This is a genomic window from Blastomonas fulva, from assembly GCF_003431825.1.
Taxonomy (GTDB): domain Bacteria; phylum Pseudomonadota; class Alphaproteobacteria; order Sphingomonadales; family Sphingomonadaceae; genus Blastomonas; species Blastomonas fulva.
Map to the genome: position 1 here is coordinate 1,196,663 of NZ_CP020083.1, position 15,895 is coordinate 1,212,557.

Genomic DNA, 15,895 nt, shown 5'->3' on the forward strand with positions numbered 1-15,895 from the left:
GGCGTTCATTCCAGTCCCAGGCTCCCCGGGTTCATCAGGCCCTTGGGGTCCACCGCCCGCTTCAGGGCGCTGAGAATATCCCATGCGGCAGGATCAAGCGAGGCCTTCAGCGGATAGGTCCGCGCGATCTGCAGATGCGTGGCCTCGAGCGAGCGGAAGATCGCGATGATCCCTGCACGCAGCTCCGCCACCAGCGCGCGCGCCTCGGGGCCTTCGGGAAAGCCCTTGAGCTTTTTGAGGTGATCGGGCTCGACCGCCGCGCGGTGCAGCGGGTTCATCGCATCGGGCCAGAAGAACACCGGCTCGATCAGGCAGGCCGAGCGGCTGACCGCGGCCAGCATCGCGCCTGCATTGACATCGAGCCGGGTCATGGCCTCGGCGTTTTCGGCATACAGCGCCTCGATCCGCTCCCAGGCCTCGACCAGCCGCGAGTGCGGCAGGAAGCCGTGCACCGGGACCCAGCGCTCGCCATCGGGGCCGAGCATCGAATTGGGCGGCGGGAACGGATTGGCGCGCAGGATCTTGGGGATCGAGTTCTCGATTGCCGTGCCGCCATAAGCGGCGATGATCTTCCCGATCTCGGCCATCTCGGCATCGACCGCACCCTGGTGTCGCCCTTCGGCAATGGTGTGCAGCGAGAAGGGCACGTCCTTCAGGAACGAGCGTCCGGCGGTGACCACCTTGGCGCCTTCCTTGAGCGCTTTCCAGGCAGAGCCCTGTGACTTCATCATGTTGAGCAGCGACTTGGCGTCCTTGGCCAGGCTGTCGCGCTTCATCCGCTGCGATTGCAGATAGGGATCGAAGGCGAAGCTTTCCGCAGCCAGTCCTTCGTGCGCGATCTCGCTCATGGATCCCAGCAGGCCTGCGTGATCGGGCAGCGAGAACGAGCCATAGGCAAAGGCGGTCGCCTCGCGCACCAGCCGCAGCGTCACCCGCGCCTTGACCCCGAACGCGCCGGTGTCGGCGGCGAACAGCCCGGTGAGATCCGGACCGAAGGGGCGGAAGAAATCGCTGCCGGTGCTGACGATACGGCCATCGGCGAGCACGACGTCGAAGCTCAAGGCGCTGTCGACCACCGATCCGTTGCGTGCGCCCCAGAAGGTGCCGTTCTGGCTCATCCCCCCGCCGACCGCCGCGCGCAGACCCGAAAGCGTGCCCCAGCTCGGGCAGCGCAGGCCCATGGGTTTGAGCGTATCGTGCAGCTTGGCCCAGGTGCAGCCCGCCTCCACCGTCACGGTCATGTCGACAGGGTTGATGGCGATGATGGCATCGAGCGCGGAGGTATCGACCAGCACGAAATCGCCATCCGAATAGATATAGCCGCCGGTATAGCTCATGCCGCCGCCGCGCGGGACGATGGCAAGGCCCTGGCCCGTCGCCGCCGCCACGCCGCGCGCCAGCTGCTCGACCGTCGCCGGGCGCAGCACCGCAAGCGGCTGCCGCCCGGTGGAATAGACATCGTGCGCAAAGAAATCGCGCGTCGCCGCGTCGGTCAGCACTGCGTCTGCACCGGCGGCAGCCGTCAACGCATCGACCGCGCCCGTGCCGGTTTCAACCATGGTCGCCATCACGCAGTCTCCGTCTCAGGGGTGGCTTTCGGCGCAGTCCCCGCCGGGGCCTCGCTCAGCACCGGATAGCGACCCAGCAGCATCAGCAGCGCGCCGCCGATGATGTACCCGAAGATCGCGATAAACAGGATCTGGTCATAGCTGCCGGTCGAATCGCGCACCGAGGAATAGATGATCGGCGAGATCGCCGAGAACACGCCGAACGGCATGTAGAGCATGCCGTAGATCTTGCCGTAATGCGCCATGCCGAAATAGCGGCCGGTGAGGTACGCGATCAGATCGCTCTCGGCGCCTGCGGCAAAGCCCAGCAGGAAGCCTGCGAGCGCCGCCAGCGTGAAGCCGGGCGCGGGGTCGAGCAGGATCCAGCTCGACAGCGCGGGCAGGCACAGCAAGGGAAACGCCACGAACCCCGCCCAGAAGCGGTCGAGCAGCAGCCCGGTGATGATCCGCCCGCTCAATATGCCCAGCCCCAGGATCCCCATCACCGAGGCGGCGCCCTGCGCCGGGATGCCCCGGTCGGCGAGCATCGCGGGCATGTTGATGAATGCGCCGCCGAAGGTGAGCGCGATGAACAGGATCGATGCCCAGATCAGCCAGAAGCGATAGTCGCGCAGCGCCTCGCCCAGCGTCACGCCGGTCAGACCGCCGCTGGCCGACTTGATTCCCTGCGGCTGCTCCTCCGGCCGAGGCTCGCGGAACAGCCAGATGCACACCGGCAGCGCCACAAGCAAAGGCAGCATGCCCACTATGCCAAACATCGCGCGCCAGCCATGCGCCTCGATTGCCCAGACCGCGAGCTTGGGGACGGTGAGCGCTGCAAGGCTGGTGCCCAGCAGCAACAGCCCCAGCGCCAGCCCGCGGCTCTTGTAGAACCACATGTTGATCGCGCGGCTCCACGTCACCGGGGTCGACCCGATGCCGACCAGCCCGACCAGCAACCACAAAAGATAATAGGCCCACAACACCGGCGGGGTCAGCGCCAGCGCGGCAAAGGTGACCCCGAAGCCGAACAGCGACCACAAGGCGATCCGCCGCACGCCATAGGTATCGGCCAGCCAGCCGAACACCGGCGCGAGCAATGCCGCGACGACACCGAAGATGGTGATCGGGGTGAGGATCTGGGTGGTGGTCCAGCCGAATTCCTGGGCCAGCGGCGCGATGGTGAAGCCGATAACGTTGAACGGAATCGGCGAGGCACCGCAGGCGACCCCGATGACACCTGCAAACAGCACCTTCCAGCCGAGCGCGAATTCGCCGCGCGCAGCAGGAGCGCCGGAATGCGGGGCGCTGCCTGTGGCCAGATCGTCTGCCTTAGTTGCCAACGCCGTGCTCCCGTCCGTCGCTTTGCCCGAAGGCTATCATGGAATTCGAGCCTAGGCGAACGGCGAGCATCGCGTGCGGACACGCGATGCTCCATCCGCCAGACGGCCAAAACGAGGACTTAGAAATTGTAGCGCGCACGCACCGTCCACATCATCGGCTGGTTGAGATAGCTGTAGTTCGACAGCGAGGACTGGATAAACTCCTCGTTGAAGCAGTTGGTGCACTCCACCGCGAGCTGCCAGGCATTGTCGGGCCCGTTGAGCGCGAGCCCCGCATTGATCAGCCAGGCCGCCGGGCTTTCCGATCCGGCGATGAAAGCGCCATCACCGAACGGGTTGGCAGGCGTGGTGCGGCCACCGCGGGTGACCGCCTGATTATAGATCGACAGGTTGGCGATCGCGACTTCCTGGCGCGAGCGGTAGCTGGCGTTGACCGAGGGAACCAAGGTCAGCCCGCTGTCGCCGAGCGGCGCCTTGTAGCTGCCGCCCAGCGCCAGCGACCAGTCGGGCGTGCGCACCGGGGTTGCGATCGTGCCGTTGGCGGTGACGATCCCGGCGGCGCAGGCAGGCGCGTTGTTGACCGGGGTTCCGGCCGGCGCCGAGTTGGCACTGGCGGGAATCTGCCCCGCCGCCAGCTGCGCCCGGCACGCCGCAAGCTGCGCCTGGACGTTCTGGATGCCGAACGCATCGTTTCCGGCGGGGGCATTGGGGACGCGGTAATTGTCGTCCTGATAGCCGACATTGGCATAGAGCGTCAGCCCGGTGACCGGGGCTACGGTCAGCTCGGCCTCGATGCCCTTGTTGCGGTAATCGGCAAAGTTGCGGGTGAGGAAGGTGATCGCCCCGGTGGCCGGATTGAGCAGACCGGCGAGAATCTGCAGGTCGCTGACATCCATCCAGAACGCGGTGACGTTGGCGCGCACCTTGTTGTCGAAGAACTCGCTCTTGAAGCCAGCCTCATAGCTCCACACGCGTTCCTCGTCGAAGGGCAGGAACTGGCTGGGCGCGGTGGCACGCGCGTTCCAGCCGCCCGACTTGAAGCCCTTGGTCGCCGAGGCGAACAGCAGGATGTCGTCGCTGGGCTTGTAGTTGAGCGCAAAGCGCGGTGTCCAGATCTTGACGTTCTGGCTGCGCGGGATGGCTACGCCATTGGCCGCGCGCAGATTGACATTGGCCATGCACGTCGCCTCGACCGTGCCGTCGTTGCACGAGGCACGGTTGTCCGTGATCGAGAAGTTCTTGGTCTCGTCGGTATAGCGCACGCCCGCGGTCAGCTTGAGCTGATCGGTGATGTTAAGATCGGCCTGGACGTATCCGGCATAGGCCTTGGTGGTGTTGCGGATGATGCGGTCGGCAAGCAGCAGCGAGACCGCAGGCGAGATCGAGAAAACGTCCGCCAGATCGGTGCGGTTGCGCTCGTCGATGTAGAAGAAGCCCGCGACATAATCGACCAGGCCATTGCCGAAGCTGCCGTCGAGCTTGATTTCCTGGGTGAACTGCTGGTGCTGGCCATCGTTGAGGATGGTGAAGCCGCCGCGCGCATAACGCTGGATGGTGGGGAACGGGACGCTCGCCGAGGGGCCGCCGCGGCCATCGAAGAAGTCGAGCGCGAACTGCTGGGTCAGGCTGACATAGCCGGTGATCAGGCTGAGCGTGGTGTTGTCGGCGATGTCGAACGCGAGGTTCGAGGTGATGAGGTCGGTTACCGCCTGCTGCCCCAGGCCATAGCCCGCCTTGCGTCCCGAAATCGCCAGCGGCGCATAGGGGGTTGCCGATGCGGGGGTCTCGCGCAGCCCGGTGGTGGCGAAACGGCCGCTGCAATCGGCGGGGTTGGCCGGGTTGCAGGTGAAGTTGAGGATGTTCTCGCCCTCCGACACCATATGCGCATAGCTCGCGCGCCAGCGGGCCCAGGGGGCAAGCTCGCCGCGGATGCCCAGCCTGACGCCCCAGCCATCGTCATCGTTCAGCCGATCGCCGGTGGAGACGTTCTTCACATAGCCATCGTCATCCTGCCAGTATCCCGACAGCTTGACTGCGAAGCTGTCCGCCAGCGGCAGATCGATCGATCCGCGCACCAGCTTGCGGTCGAACCGGCCATAACCGACCTCGCCATAGCCGCCGATGGTGTCGCCGGGTTCTGCCATGATGACGTTGATCGCGCCGCCGGTGGTGTTGCGGCCGAACAGCGTGCCCTGCGGCCCGCGCAGCACCTCGACCCGCGCGACATCGAACAGCGCAAGGTTGTTAGCGTTCTGGCGCGAGAGGTAGATGTCGTCGACATAGGTGCCAACCGGCGGATCGAAGGTCGCGATCGTCTCGGTCGAGCCAAGGCCGCGCAGGAAGTAGGCGTTGGCCGAACCGATGCCGGTGTTGTTCTGCGCAACCAGGTTGGGAACATACTGGCCCAGCTGCAGCGTGTTGGACACGCCCTGGTCGCGCAGCTGGTCGGCGGTGAACGCGCTGATCGCGATCGGCACGTCCTGCACGCTTTCCTGTCGGCGCTGGGCAGTGACGATGATCTCGCTCAACCCCTGCTGGGTTTCCGATTCGCTCGTCCCTGCCTGATCGGCGTTCTGGGCATAGGCCGGGGATGCAAGTGCGACCGCGATCGCTGAGGCAGCAGTTGCCAAACGTAGATTGATCATCGTGAAACTCCCTGAAAGCCGGTTGGTATCGATCCGCCTGACATTCATTTTTTTCTTGCAAATTGTCCGGGCAAATCTGCAATGTCAATCGGCTTTATGGAAGATTCTGGCGGGAGACGCTCATTGGCATGGTCTGAAATTGCGTACCCATCGCTGGTCTATGTGCATCTGTTGCTGTTCGTGTTGTGGCTGGGGGCGGATGTCGGCGTGTTCCTGCTGGGCCAGCATTTCCGCAAACGGCACGATTATTCGCTCGACCAGAGGCTGGCGCTGCTCAAGCTGCTGGTGCTGGTCGACATGACCCCGCGCAGCGCCTGGGCGTTGATGGTGCCGGTATCGCTTTCCGTCGTGAAGATGGGCGGATGGTGGGATCTGCCGCTGGCGCTGCTGGCGGCGGCCTGGGTGATCGGCGGGGTGTGGCTGTGGCTGGTGTGGGATGCACACACCCACGACCAGACCCCGCGCGCTGCGCGCGACCGGCGCTACGAGAACGCCCTGAAATACGCGCTCACCGCCTTCTACCTGTGGCTTGGCGCCCAGTCGCTGCTCACCGGCGCGCCGCTGGCACCGGGCTGGCTCGCGTGGAAGGCGCTGTTGTTCGGGGCGATCTTCGTCGCCGCGATCGGCATCGATGTGTCGTTCAAGCCGGTGGGTCCGCAGCTGATGCGGCTGCTTTCCGAAGGGTCGAGCGACGCCACCGAAGTCCCGCTGCGCCGGACGATGGACCGCACCCGGATCTGGGTCATGGCGATCTACATCCTGCTCGTCGTCACCTCGTGGCTGGGGGCGGTCAAGCCCGGCCTCTAGCACGCCGCCCCGGGTGCCGCCCGAGCGCCCGGCGGTGTCGTATTCAAGCAACACAGACCCGCCAATTCGCCTGGCGAACAAAATTTGTCTGGACAACTTGGCGATCTTGAGGTGTTCTGCACCGCCTAAGGGAGACAAAAAACCACTTTAGGGGGATTCACATGACACACAGGTTCAAGGCGTCCTTGCTCGCAGTTTCCGCGCTCACCAGCGTGCCCGCCATGGCCCAGCAGGAAGCCGACCCTGCCAGAGGGGCCAGTGACGATGTGATCATCGTGACCGCGCGCAAGACCGAAGAGACGCTGCAGGAGGCGCCAACCACGGTTTCGGTGGTCACCGCTGCGGCGATCGACCGGCTCGGCCTCGACAACCTCACCGATATTGCCAAGACCGTCCCCGGCCTCGTGTTCGACGACACTTTCGGCCGCGATGCCAACCGCCCGGTAATCCGCGGCCAGGCCAACATCCTGGGCCAGTCGGGCGTCGCCTTCTTCATCGACGGCATCTATTATTCGGGCTCGCTCGCCGATTACGACGTCGACACGGTCGAACGCTTCGAAGTGGTCAAGGGCCCGCAATCGGCCCTGTATGGCCGCAACACCTATTCGGGCGCGATCAACCTCATCTCCAAGGCGCCGGGCGATACCTGGACCGGCCGGGTGCAGGCCGACATCGCCGAGGACGACCGCTATGAGGTGACCGCCAATGTCCGCGGACCGCTGGCGCAAGGCCTGGGCATCGCGCTCGGCGGCCGGGTGCTCGACAATGCCGGCGCCTTCCGCAACGCCTTTGACGGCACCAAGATCGGCAAGCAGCAGAGCTATTCGGGATTCGGGCTGTTGCAGTTCAATAATGGCGGCCCCTTCCGCGCCTCGCTGCGCGCCAACTACAACGTCCTCGACGATGGCCAGCCCGCGATCTTCGCACAGCCGGCCAACGCCAACAACTGCTTCCCCGACAACAGCGCTTTGTATCGCGGCCAGAGCCGCTATTTCTGCGGCACCATCCAGCCGCAGCAGGTCAACACCGATTACCGCCGCCAGTTCGTCGATCCGGAAAATGTCGGGCTTGAGTCCAAGACGCTCAATGCAGCGTTCCGGATGGATTTCGACTTCACCGACGAGCTGACGCTGACCAGCCTCACCGGCTACAACCGCCGCACCGCCAACACCAAGACCGACGGCGATTATTCGCCCAACAGCTTCAACATGGTGATTTTCGCTTATGGCGCGACCGGTCCTGCGCCTGCCCCCATCGTTCCGCCGCGCACCACCCGGTTCACCGCCTTTGCAACATCGGTGCAGGATTTCACCTTCTCCAACCGCCAGGTGACCGACGACTGGTCGCAGGAACTGCGCCTTGCCTATGAGGGCGAGCGGATCCAGCTTATGCTGGGCGGCTATTATTTCGATCAGAGCGATGTCTCGCGCGACACCCGCATCGTGCCGCCGGGGTCGCTGGCGCGGGCGCAGGCCAATTCGGCTGCGGCGACCGCATCCTTGTGCGCGCAGCTGCCAACCTGCGGCATCTTCACGCCGATCAACGTGACCGCCGCCAACCTGCCCGAATCGCGCAACATCAATCAGTTCGATATCGAGAACAAGGCGATCTTCGGCTCGGCCACCTTCGACATCACCGATACCCTCTCGTTCTCGGCAGAGGGCCGCTATGCCGAGGAGCAGATCCGCCAGACCACCTTCACCTTCAACAACGGCCAGGCGCTGCCCGCCCCGCGCGTGGTGCAGGCGACGTTCAAGGAATTCACCCCGCGCTTCACGCTGAGCTGGCAGGCCTCGCGCGACAACCTGTTCTATGCCGTCTATGCCGAGGGCCAGAAGCCCGGCGGCTTCAACAGCAATCAGGCGATCCTGGCGGGCTTTCCGACCTTCGATCCGGAAGACAACAAGACCTATGAAATCGGCACCAAGAACACCTTTTTCGACGGCAAGCTGACCGCGAACCTTGCGCTCTATCACACCGAGGTGAAGGGCTATCAGATCACCCAGAACGTCTCTGTGCCACCCAACCAGGTCTCGCTGACCCGCAACGGCGGCAATGCGCGGGTCAACGGCGCCGAGCTCGAGCTGCTGATCCGGCCGGTACGCAATTTCACGGTCACTGCCAACTACAGCTATGTGAACGCCAAGTTCACCGCCGGAACCGACGAGAATCTGGGCCTGATCAACGATTTGATCGACGACCGGCTCGCCAACTGCTCGACCGGGGACCAGTTCCCCAACATTGCAGGCTGCCAGTCGCTATTCGGATCGATCCGCGGCAAGCGCGTTCCGCGCGCGCCTGCGCACACCATGTTCGTCGATGTCGATTACCGCAGGCCGGTCAGCAGCGAATGGGACTTCTTCGTCGGCAGCAACGTCAACATGGTCTCGACCAGCTTCGACCAGGTGCTGAACTTTGCCGAGACCGGCGGATCGGTGGTGGTCGATGCCCGGCTGGGCTTCCAGAGCGACCGCTTCCGCGTGATGGCCTATGCCCGCAACCTGTTCGACGAGGATTCGGTGGCGCAGATCATCCGCTATGCCGATGCCAATGCCGACCTGCGCCGCAACTTCATCGCAGGGCTTCGCCCGCCGCGGCGCATCGGCATCATCCTGACCGCCAGCTTCTGATATTCCGCAACGCCTGCGCCCTCCCGTTCAACAGGGAGGGCCACAATTAACCCCCGGAACCGCAAGGCTCCGGGGGTCTTTTTTGGTCAGTCAAGCCGCTCCCCTGGACGGGGAGGGGCTTTGACTTGCCTCAGTGCGATGCCGCAGGCTTGGTGCCGTCCTTCGCCCGCTTGGCGTCGATCTTCTTCTTGAACACCGTCCATGTCGTCTCATTGGGGCGGGCATCATCGACCGGCGGGGCGGCGGTGTATTCGGGATAATAGGTCGCGATTTCCTGCTTCATCACCTCAGGCAGCTCGTCGAAGCTCTTGAGCTTCACCCCCATTGCATTGAACACCATCTGGCCCTGGCGGCCTTCCATCATCATCCAGGGCATCCAGTCGGAAATGCGCACCCAGGCGACCGTGGGGTTGACCGAGGCGACCTTGGTGTCGAGCGTCGATGCGGGCATCGAGAAATCGAAGATCTCCATCGCGTGGTACTTGTTGCCGACATAGTCCTGATAGTCGCCCGCCAGCGGGTTGACGTAATAGAGCGGCGCCTCGAAGCCCATCAGCAGCATGTCGCCCATGCGGGTGAGCGCGATCGAATAGGGCTTGCCGTCGGCGCCGATCGGGAAGCTGGGGCGCGAGTTCACCGGATCGTTGGCGATGTGCATCACCTCGACGGTCTTGCCGGTATAGGGGTTCTGCCAGTTGCGCAGCACCTCGCCGGTCTTGGGGTCGAGATACAAAGTGATCTCGCGGCTGACCATGCGATAGCCGGTGCCGCGCTGGGCATCGGTCACCGTCACGCACTGGCGGATGTTCATCCCTTCCATGTTGAACAGGTGCTTGTCGGGCTCGCCATCGCGGCGGCTGAAGATCTTGCCGGCCCAGCGATATACCGCGGGCACGTTGTCCTTTACGCCGCACTGGGTGCGCTTCATGATCTCCAGCGCGTCTTCGGGTTTGGCAGGGTCGAGCGTGCGGGCTTCAGCCGGGGCGCTCAAGGGAATTGCCGCCAGCAGGGCAGCCAGAGTGAGTGTGCCGATACGCATAATGTCCAAGTCCCTCCATGTTTATTGCCATTTGTTCTTGACTTTAGATTTGTCCGGACAAATTGTGAAGGGGTAAATCGCATTCTGGCAAAGGGGTTCCGGGAAAAATCATGTTCGCTGCCAACAGTATCCTGTTCGTGCCTGGCTCGCGCCCCGAGCGCATTGCCAAGGCGCTGGGCAGCGCCGCCGATTGCGTGTGCATCGACCTTGAAGATGCGGTTGCGCCTGCAGACAAGGACAGCGCGCGCGACTCGGTTCTCGCAGCATTGCCGCAACTCGACCGCCACCGCGTCGCGGTGCGGATCAACGGCACGATGACGCGCGCAGGGCTCAAGGACATCATCGCGCTCGCCGAATCGGGCCACGCCCCCGCGCTGCTGCTGGTACCGATGGTCGAGCATGAAAGCGAGATCGTGCAGCTTGCGCGCGTGCTCGACAATCCTGCCACGCAGCTGGTGCCGCTGGTCGAGACCGTGGCCGGCCTGCGCCGCGCGCACCGGATCGCGGCGCAGCCGGGGGTAGCCGCGATGATGTTCGGCGGCGGCGATTTTTCCGCGCAGCTGGGCGTCGATCTGGCTTATGATCCGCTGCTCGTCGCGCGGGGCCAGTTCATCATGGCCTGCGCCGATGCCGGCGTGCCCGCGATCGACGTTCCCTTCATCCGCCTCGACGATGCGGCAGGGCTCGCCGACGAATGCCGCAAGGTGCGCAGCCTCGGCTTTGCCGCCAAGGCCGCGATCCACCCGGCGCAGGTCGATGCGATCAACACCGCGTTCGGCGCGGATGCCGCAGCCCTTGCCGAGGCGCGCGAGGCGATCGCGGCCTATGAGGCCGCCGGCGGCATGGCAATTCGCCACAACGGAAAGATGCTGGAGGCCCCCATCGTGGCGCGGATGCGCGCGATGGTGGCCCGTGAAGCCCAAAAGAACGAAAAGGAGACAATCGATGCGTGATGGAGCCATGGAAGTAGCACCGGGCCGCTTTCGCGAGACCTTCGGCCGCGCGTACGAGGATTTCGTGGTCGGGCATATCTATGAGCACCGGCCCGGGCGCACGATCACCGATGCCGACAATGTGTGGTTCACGCTGCTGACGATGAACACCCATCCGGCGCATTTCGATTACGAATATGCCAAGAAGACCGAGTTCGGAAAACCTCTGGTCTGCTCGCCGCTCACCGTCGCATTGATGGTGGGGATGAGCGTTTCGGATGTCAGCCAGAAGGCGGTGGCGAACCTGGGCTGGGACAATATCCGCCTGACGAACCCTTTGTTTCCCGGCGACACGCTCTACGCCGAGAGCGAAGTACTCGACAAGCGCGAGTCCTCCTCGCGCCCGGAACAGGGGATCGTCACGGTCAAGACCGTCGGCAGGAACCAGCATGGCGATGTGGTATGCACTTTCAGCCGCACCATGCTGATCTGGAAGCGCGGATTCGGCCCTTCGGACGATTGACGCGCAGGGCACAGGGATGATGATCCTCGCGGCCATATGGTTGGCGGCGAGCAGGGGTAGCGGACGGAGTAGTGAACATGGCAAGCCTGCCAAAAGAAGAGATGCGCACGATCGACGCGGATGAGGAGGCGGCCTTTCTCGACGCCATCGACCGCTGGATCGAACGCGAAGTCAAGCCCGTGGTCATGCACCACGACCATAACGACATCTGGCCCGAGGAGCTGGTCGCGCAGATGGTCGAAATGGGGCTGTTCGGTGCCACTATCGGCCAGGAATATGGCGGCCTCGGCCTGCCTGCGACGACCTATGCCAAGATCGTCGCGCGGATCTCGTCGTACTGGATGGCGATCACCGGCATCTTCAACTCGCACCTGATCATGGCGTGCGCGGTCGAGCGTTTCGGCACCCCGGTGCAGAAGGCGAAATGGCTGCCCAAGTTCGCCAGCGGCGAGATTCGCGGTGGGCTTGCGCTGACCGAGCCCAATGCCGGCACCGACCTGCAGGCGATCCGCACGACGGCGGTCCGCGATGGCGATCACTATGTCATCAACGGCACCAAGACCTGGATTTCGAATGCCATCAAGGGCAGCTGCTTTGCGCTGCTGGTCAAGACCGACGCTAAGGCGGACCCGCGCTACAAGGGGATGAGCCTGTTCATCGCCCCCAAGCAGGAAGGCTTCACCGTCGGCAAGAAGTTCGACAAGCTGGGCTACAAGGCGATCGACAGCGCCGAGCTGATCTTCGACAACTATCGTCTGCCTGCCGAGAACCTGATCGGCGGGGTCGAGGGCCAGGGCTTCTTCCAGGCCACTGGCGGTCTCGAGTTGGGCCGCATCAACGTCGCCGCGCGCGGTGTCGGGCTGGCCGACGGGTCGCTGCGCCTTGCCACAGAATATGCGCAATTGCGCCAGACCATGGGCAAGCCGATCGCCGACCATCAGGCGATCCAGCTCAAGATCGGCGAGATGGTGACGCGCGCCCGCGCCGCCCGGCTGCTGACGCTCGATGCCGCCGAAGCCTATGACCGCGGCGAACGCTGCGACATGGAAGCGGGGATGGCGAAATACTTCGCCTCCGAAGCCGCGGTTCGCAATTCGGAAGAGGCAATGCGCATCCATGGCGGCTATGCCTATTCCAAGGAATACGAGATCGAACGCTATTACCGCGACGCGCTGCTGATGTGCATCGGCGAGGGCACCAACGAGATGCAGCGGATGATCATTTCCAAGCAATGGGTGAAGCGGAACCCGGTTTGAGCGAGGAGCAACTGGCATGAGGCTGCCGCTGACCGGTTATCGCATCTTGTCCGCCGAGCAATATGGCGCCGGACCCTATGGCACGATGTTCCTGGCGCAGATGGGCGCGGAGGTCATCAAGATCGAGCCGCCGAACAAGCCGGGACAGCCGGGCGGCGACACCGCGCGCGCGGTGGGGCCTCATTTCCTGCGCGAGAACGAAAGCCTGTATTTCCAGACCTTCAACCTCAACAAGAAGTCGCTGACGCTCGATCTGCAGAGCGAGCGCGGGCGGGCGATCCTGCGCGATCTTGCCGCGACATCGCACGCGATGGTCAACAATCTGCGCGGCGACCTGCCAGCAAGGCTGGGGCTCGATTACGCCGCGCTGGGGCCCGTCAACCCCTCGATCGTGTGCGCGCATCTGTCTGCTTATGGCCGCGACAACCCGCGCGCCAAATGGCCGGGCTATGATTACCTCATGCAGGCCGAGGCCGGGTTCCTGTCGCTGACCGGCGAGCCCGATGGCCCACCGGTGCGCTTTGGCCTGTCGATCGTCGATTTCATGACCGGGACACAGATGACGGTCGGCCTGCTCGCCGCGATGCTCGATGCGCAGCGTTCGGGCACCGGCTGCGACATCGATGTCGACCTGCTCTCCACCGCCGCGCACCAGATGAGCTATCCCGCCGTGTGGTACATGAACGAGGCCGATGTCACCCCGCGCGCCCCGCGGTCTGCGCACCCGTCGGTCACGCCGAGCCAGATGTTCCGCTCCGCCGATGGCTGGATGTTCGTGATGGCGCAGTTGCCCAAATTCTGGACGATCCTCGTCGATACGATCGGCCGCAGCGATCTCAAGGACGATCCGCGCTTCCGCAAGCCCGCCGACCGGCTGGCCAATCGCGATGTGTTGACGGAGGTGCTCGATGCGGTGTTCGGCACGCAGCCGACCCAGCATTGGGTCGACCTGCTCTCGGGCAAGGTGCCGGTGGCGCCGGTGCATGATCTTGCCAGCGCGATGGACAATCCGTTCCTGCAGGAGACCGGCATGATGCAGCAGGTCGAGCACCCCGACCGCCCCGAGCTGCGCGTGCTCGCCAGCCCGATCCGGGTCGATGGCCAGCGGCTGCCCGCGCGCGCCGGGCCGCTGCTGGGCGCGGACAATGACGATGTGCTCGCCAGCATCGGCCTGTCGGCGGACGAGATCGCCGCGCTCAAACGCGACGGCATCGTCTGACCCATGGGCAAGCTTTCCGGCATCACCGTGATCGACCTGTCGCAGTTCCTGCCGGGGCCGATGCTGACGGTGATGATGGCCGATCAGGGCGCGGACGTGATCAAGATCGAGCCTGTGGCGGGTGATCCTGCGCGCCAGATGGCGCCGTTCGAGCAGGACCAGTCGGTGTGGTTTCGCAACCTCAACCGCGGCAAGCGCAGCGCGGTGATCGACCTCAAGACCGACGCGGGCCGCGCGCGGCTCACCGAGCTGATCAAGACCGCCGACGTCTTCGTCGAGGGCTTCCGCCCCGGGGTGATGCAGCGGCTGGGGTTCGATTATCCCGCAGTCAGCGCGATCAACCCGGCCATCGTCTATTGCTCGGTCTCCGCTTTCGGCCAGGCTGGGCCGCTCGCGCATCATCCCGCGCACGATCTGGCCGTGCAGGCGCTGTCGGGCTTTCTTGCTGTCAATGACGGACCCGATGGCACCCCTGTCGTCCCCGGCGTCCCGTCCGCCGACATGGCCGCTGGCCTCACCGGGCTGTCGGCGGTGCTGATGGCGCTGATCGGGCGGCAGCGCACCGGCAGGGGCGACTATGTCGATATCGCGATGTTCGACAGCCTGCTGCCCTGGTGCGCGCATATCGCCGGCAGCGCGATCGCAGGCGGACCTTCGCCGCGCTCGGCCACCCAGCGCTCGCTGGGCGGCGCAGGCTTCTATCAGGTCTACGCCACACACGATGGCCGCCACATTGCGCTGGGCGGGCGCGAGATGAAATTCGTGCAGGTGCTGCTGACCGCGCTGGACAGGCCCGACCTGATCCCGCTGGGCGAGGCCGATGCCGGACCTGCGCAGGCGCCGCTGATCGCCTTTCTGCGTGCAACCTTTGCCAGCCGCAGCCGCGACGAATGGGTCGCATGGTTCGAGGACAAGGACGTCGCCTTCTCCCCCGTGCTCGATTTTGCCGAGGCGCTGGCCAGCGATCATGTGACCACCCGCGGCCTGCTGGTCGAAGCGGGCGGCGCGCACCAGATCGCGCCCGCGATCCGCTTTGCGGGCGAGCCCGACTGGCAACCGGAGGAAGCGCCGGGGCTCGGGACCACGCAATGAGCGCAGCGTTACCCCTCGACGTCGATGTGCATCGAATAGGCGAAGCGGTCGCCGGGATGGTGGCTGACCGACATTTCGAACATCCGCCCGTCCTGGTCGTGATAGCAGCGCAGGATGCGCAGGCATGCGCTGCGCCGCGGAATGTCGAGCGCGGCGGCGACTTCGGCGCTGGCGGGCACGGCCTGGATATCCTGCGTCACCCGCGACATCGACAGACCCGCCGCGTTGCTGATGAACTGGAACAGCGTGTTGCTGCCCGGGTTGATGGTCTGGTCGGCGGCATCGGCAGCGGGCAGGATCTCCTCGACCGCGCGCTTGAGGTCGGCGATGACATAGGCCTCGGTCAGCGCGATCGGCTGGCCATCGGCAATCTGGCGGCGCACCCCGCGGAAGCGGAACCACTTGTCGCTGACCGGCATCGCGATCTGCACCGCGATCGCCTTGGGCAAGGATTGCAGCCCGAGATGGTCATAGGCGATGCGGGTATCGCGCGCATATTGCAGGATTTCGCCCACGTTCGACAGCGGCTGGTGCAGCGCGCCGCCGCGCGCGGCCGCCGGTTGCACCACGGTGCCCGAACCCCGCCTGCGCGCGATCAGGCCCTCGTTCTGCAGCCGCCGCAGCGCCTCGCGCACGGTGAAGCGGCTGACGCCATATTCGGCACACAGCGCGCTTTCGGTAGGAAAGCCGCTGCTGCCTGCAAGCTTGCCCGACAGGATCAGCGCGCGAAGTTCATCGGCAAGCTGCTGATAACGGGGCTTGTCGCCCCCTTTCTCAGGCACCTTTTCCATCAGGGTGTCGGGCGCCTCAACGGGGCTGTTCAACGCGTGCTCCTGCTCCAGTGGCGGGCTCGGAAATTGGG

At 64.8% G+C, this 15,895-nt stretch carries 12 protein-coding genes; 7 read left to right on the plus strand and 5 right to left on the minus strand.

What is annotated here, in order from left to right:
* Window positions 1-5: 5 nt before the first annotated feature.
* From B5J99_RS05620 to B5J99_RS05630, 3 genes are all read right to left on the minus strand, one after another.
* Window positions 6-1,568 (minus strand): FAD-binding oxidoreductase, encoded by a 1,563-nt coding sequence (locus tag B5J99_RS05620; RefSeq protein ID WP_245991759.1) that lies wholly within the window; start codon window positions 1,566-1,568, stop codon window positions 6-8.
* Window positions 1,568-2,890, minus strand: a complete 1,323-nt coding sequence (locus B5J99_RS05625; protein ID WP_117351819.1) for an MFS transporter — start codon at window positions 2,888-2,890, stop codon at window positions 1,568-1,570. The genes B5J99_RS05620 and B5J99_RS05625 overlap by 1 nt, the downstream gene beginning before the upstream one ends.
* 119 nt (window positions 2,891-3,009) lie before the next feature.
* Window positions 3,010-5,535: a TonB-dependent receptor gene (locus tag B5J99_RS05630; RefSeq protein WP_245991760.1), complete on the minus strand. Its 2,526-nt coding sequence runs from the start codon at window positions 5,533-5,535 to the stop codon at window positions 3,010-3,012.
* Window positions 5,536-5,658: 123 nt separating this feature from the next.
* Between B5J99_RS05630 and B5J99_RS05635 the strand changes: the two genes are divergently transcribed.
* Together B5J99_RS05635 and B5J99_RS05640 are read left to right on the plus strand one after the other, a co-directional pair.
* The gene (locus B5J99_RS05635; RefSeq protein ID WP_117351820.1) at window positions 5,659-6,342 is read left to right on the plus strand and encodes a hypothetical protein; all 684 of its coding nucleotides are present in this window, start codon (window positions 5,659-5,661) and stop codon (window positions 6,340-6,342) included.
* A 161-nt stretch (window positions 6,343-6,503) separates the two neighbouring features.
* Entirely contained in the window at window positions 6,504-8,972 is a 2,469-nt protein-coding gene (locus tag B5J99_RS05640) for a TonB-dependent receptor (RefSeq protein WP_117351821.1), read from the plus strand.
* Window positions 8,973-9,102: 130 nt separating this feature from the next.
* On the opposite strand, the gene B5J99_RS05645 is transcribed toward B5J99_RS05640, so the two are convergent.
* Entirely contained in the window at window positions 9,103-10,011 is a 909-nt protein-coding gene (locus tag B5J99_RS05645; RefSeq protein WP_054136550.1) for a DUF1838 family protein, read from the minus strand.
* A gap of 110 nt (window positions 10,012-10,121) precedes the next feature.
* On the opposite strand from B5J99_RS05645, the gene B5J99_RS05650 reads away from it, so the two are divergent.
* From B5J99_RS05650 to B5J99_RS05670, 5 genes are all read left to right on the plus strand, one after another.
* Window positions 10,122-10,964: an HpcH/HpaI aldolase/citrate lyase family protein gene (locus B5J99_RS05650; RefSeq protein ID WP_245991761.1), complete on the plus strand. Its 843-nt coding sequence runs from the start codon at window positions 10,122-10,124 to the stop codon at window positions 10,962-10,964.
* The gene (locus B5J99_RS05655; protein ID WP_069051199.1) at window positions 10,957-11,466 is read left to right on the plus strand and encodes a MaoC family dehydratase; all 510 of its coding nucleotides are present in this window, start codon (window positions 10,957-10,959) and stop codon (window positions 11,464-11,466) included. The genes B5J99_RS05650 and B5J99_RS05655 overlap by 8 nt, the downstream gene beginning before the upstream one ends.
* 77 nt (window positions 11,467-11,543) lie before the next feature.
* Complete coding sequence (locus B5J99_RS05660) at window positions 11,544-12,722, plus strand: acyl-CoA dehydrogenase family protein (protein ID WP_054136553.1); 1,179 nt, start codon at window positions 11,544-11,546, stop codon at window positions 12,720-12,722.
* Between the two features lie 16 nt (window positions 12,723-12,738).
* A complete protein-coding gene (locus tag B5J99_RS05665) occupies window positions 12,739-13,941 on the plus strand; it encodes a CaiB/BaiF CoA transferase family protein (RefSeq protein WP_117351823.1) in 1,203 nt (400 codons plus the stop codon).
* Between the two features lie 3 nt (window positions 13,942-13,944).
* On the plus strand, window positions 13,945-15,033 hold the full coding sequence (locus B5J99_RS05670) for a CaiB/BaiF CoA transferase family protein (RefSeq protein ID WP_117351824.1): 1,089 nt from the start codon (window positions 13,945-13,947) through the stop codon (window positions 15,031-15,033).
* A gap of 8 nt (window positions 15,034-15,041) precedes the next feature.
* Here B5J99_RS05670 and B5J99_RS05675 read toward each other — a convergent pair whose 3' ends face one another.
* Window positions 15,042-15,857, minus strand: a complete 816-nt coding sequence (locus tag B5J99_RS05675; RefSeq protein WP_054136556.1) for a GntR family transcriptional regulator — start codon at window positions 15,855-15,857, stop codon at window positions 15,042-15,044.
* Window positions 15,858-15,895 lie beyond the last annotated feature (38 nt).

Coding starts and splice junctions, on each gene's coding strand:
- B5J99_RS05620 (WP_245991759.1), bottom strand. CDS start 1,568: ATGGCGACCATGGTTGAAACCGGCACGGGCGCGGTCGATGCGTTGACG.
- B5J99_RS05630 (WP_245991760.1), bottom strand. CDS start 5,535: ATGATCAATCTACGTTTGGCAACTGCTGCCTCAGCGATCGCGGTCGCA.
- B5J99_RS05640 (WP_117351821.1), top strand. CDS start 6,504: ATGACACACAGGTTCAAGGCGTCCTTGCTCGCAGTTTCCGCGCTCACC.
- B5J99_RS05645 (WP_054136550.1), bottom strand. CDS start 10,011: ATGCGTATCGGCACACTCACTCTGGCTGCCCTGCTGGCGGCAATTCCC.
- B5J99_RS05650 (WP_245991761.1), top strand. CDS start 10,122: ATGTTCGCTGCCAACAGTATCCTGTTCGTGCCTGGCTCGCGCCCCGAG.
- B5J99_RS05655 (WP_069051199.1), top strand. CDS start 10,957: ATGCGTGATGGAGCCATGGAAGTAGCACCGGGCCGCTTTCGCGAGACC.
- B5J99_RS05660 (WP_054136553.1), top strand. CDS start 11,544: ATGGCAAGCCTGCCAAAAGAAGAGATGCGCACGATCGACGCGGATGAG.
- B5J99_RS05665 (WP_117351823.1), top strand. CDS start 12,739: ATGAGGCTGCCGCTGACCGGTTATCGCATCTTGTCCGCCGAGCAATAT.
- B5J99_RS05670 (WP_117351824.1), top strand. CDS start 13,945: ATGGGCAAGCTTTCCGGCATCACCGTGATCGACCTGTCGCAGTTCCTG.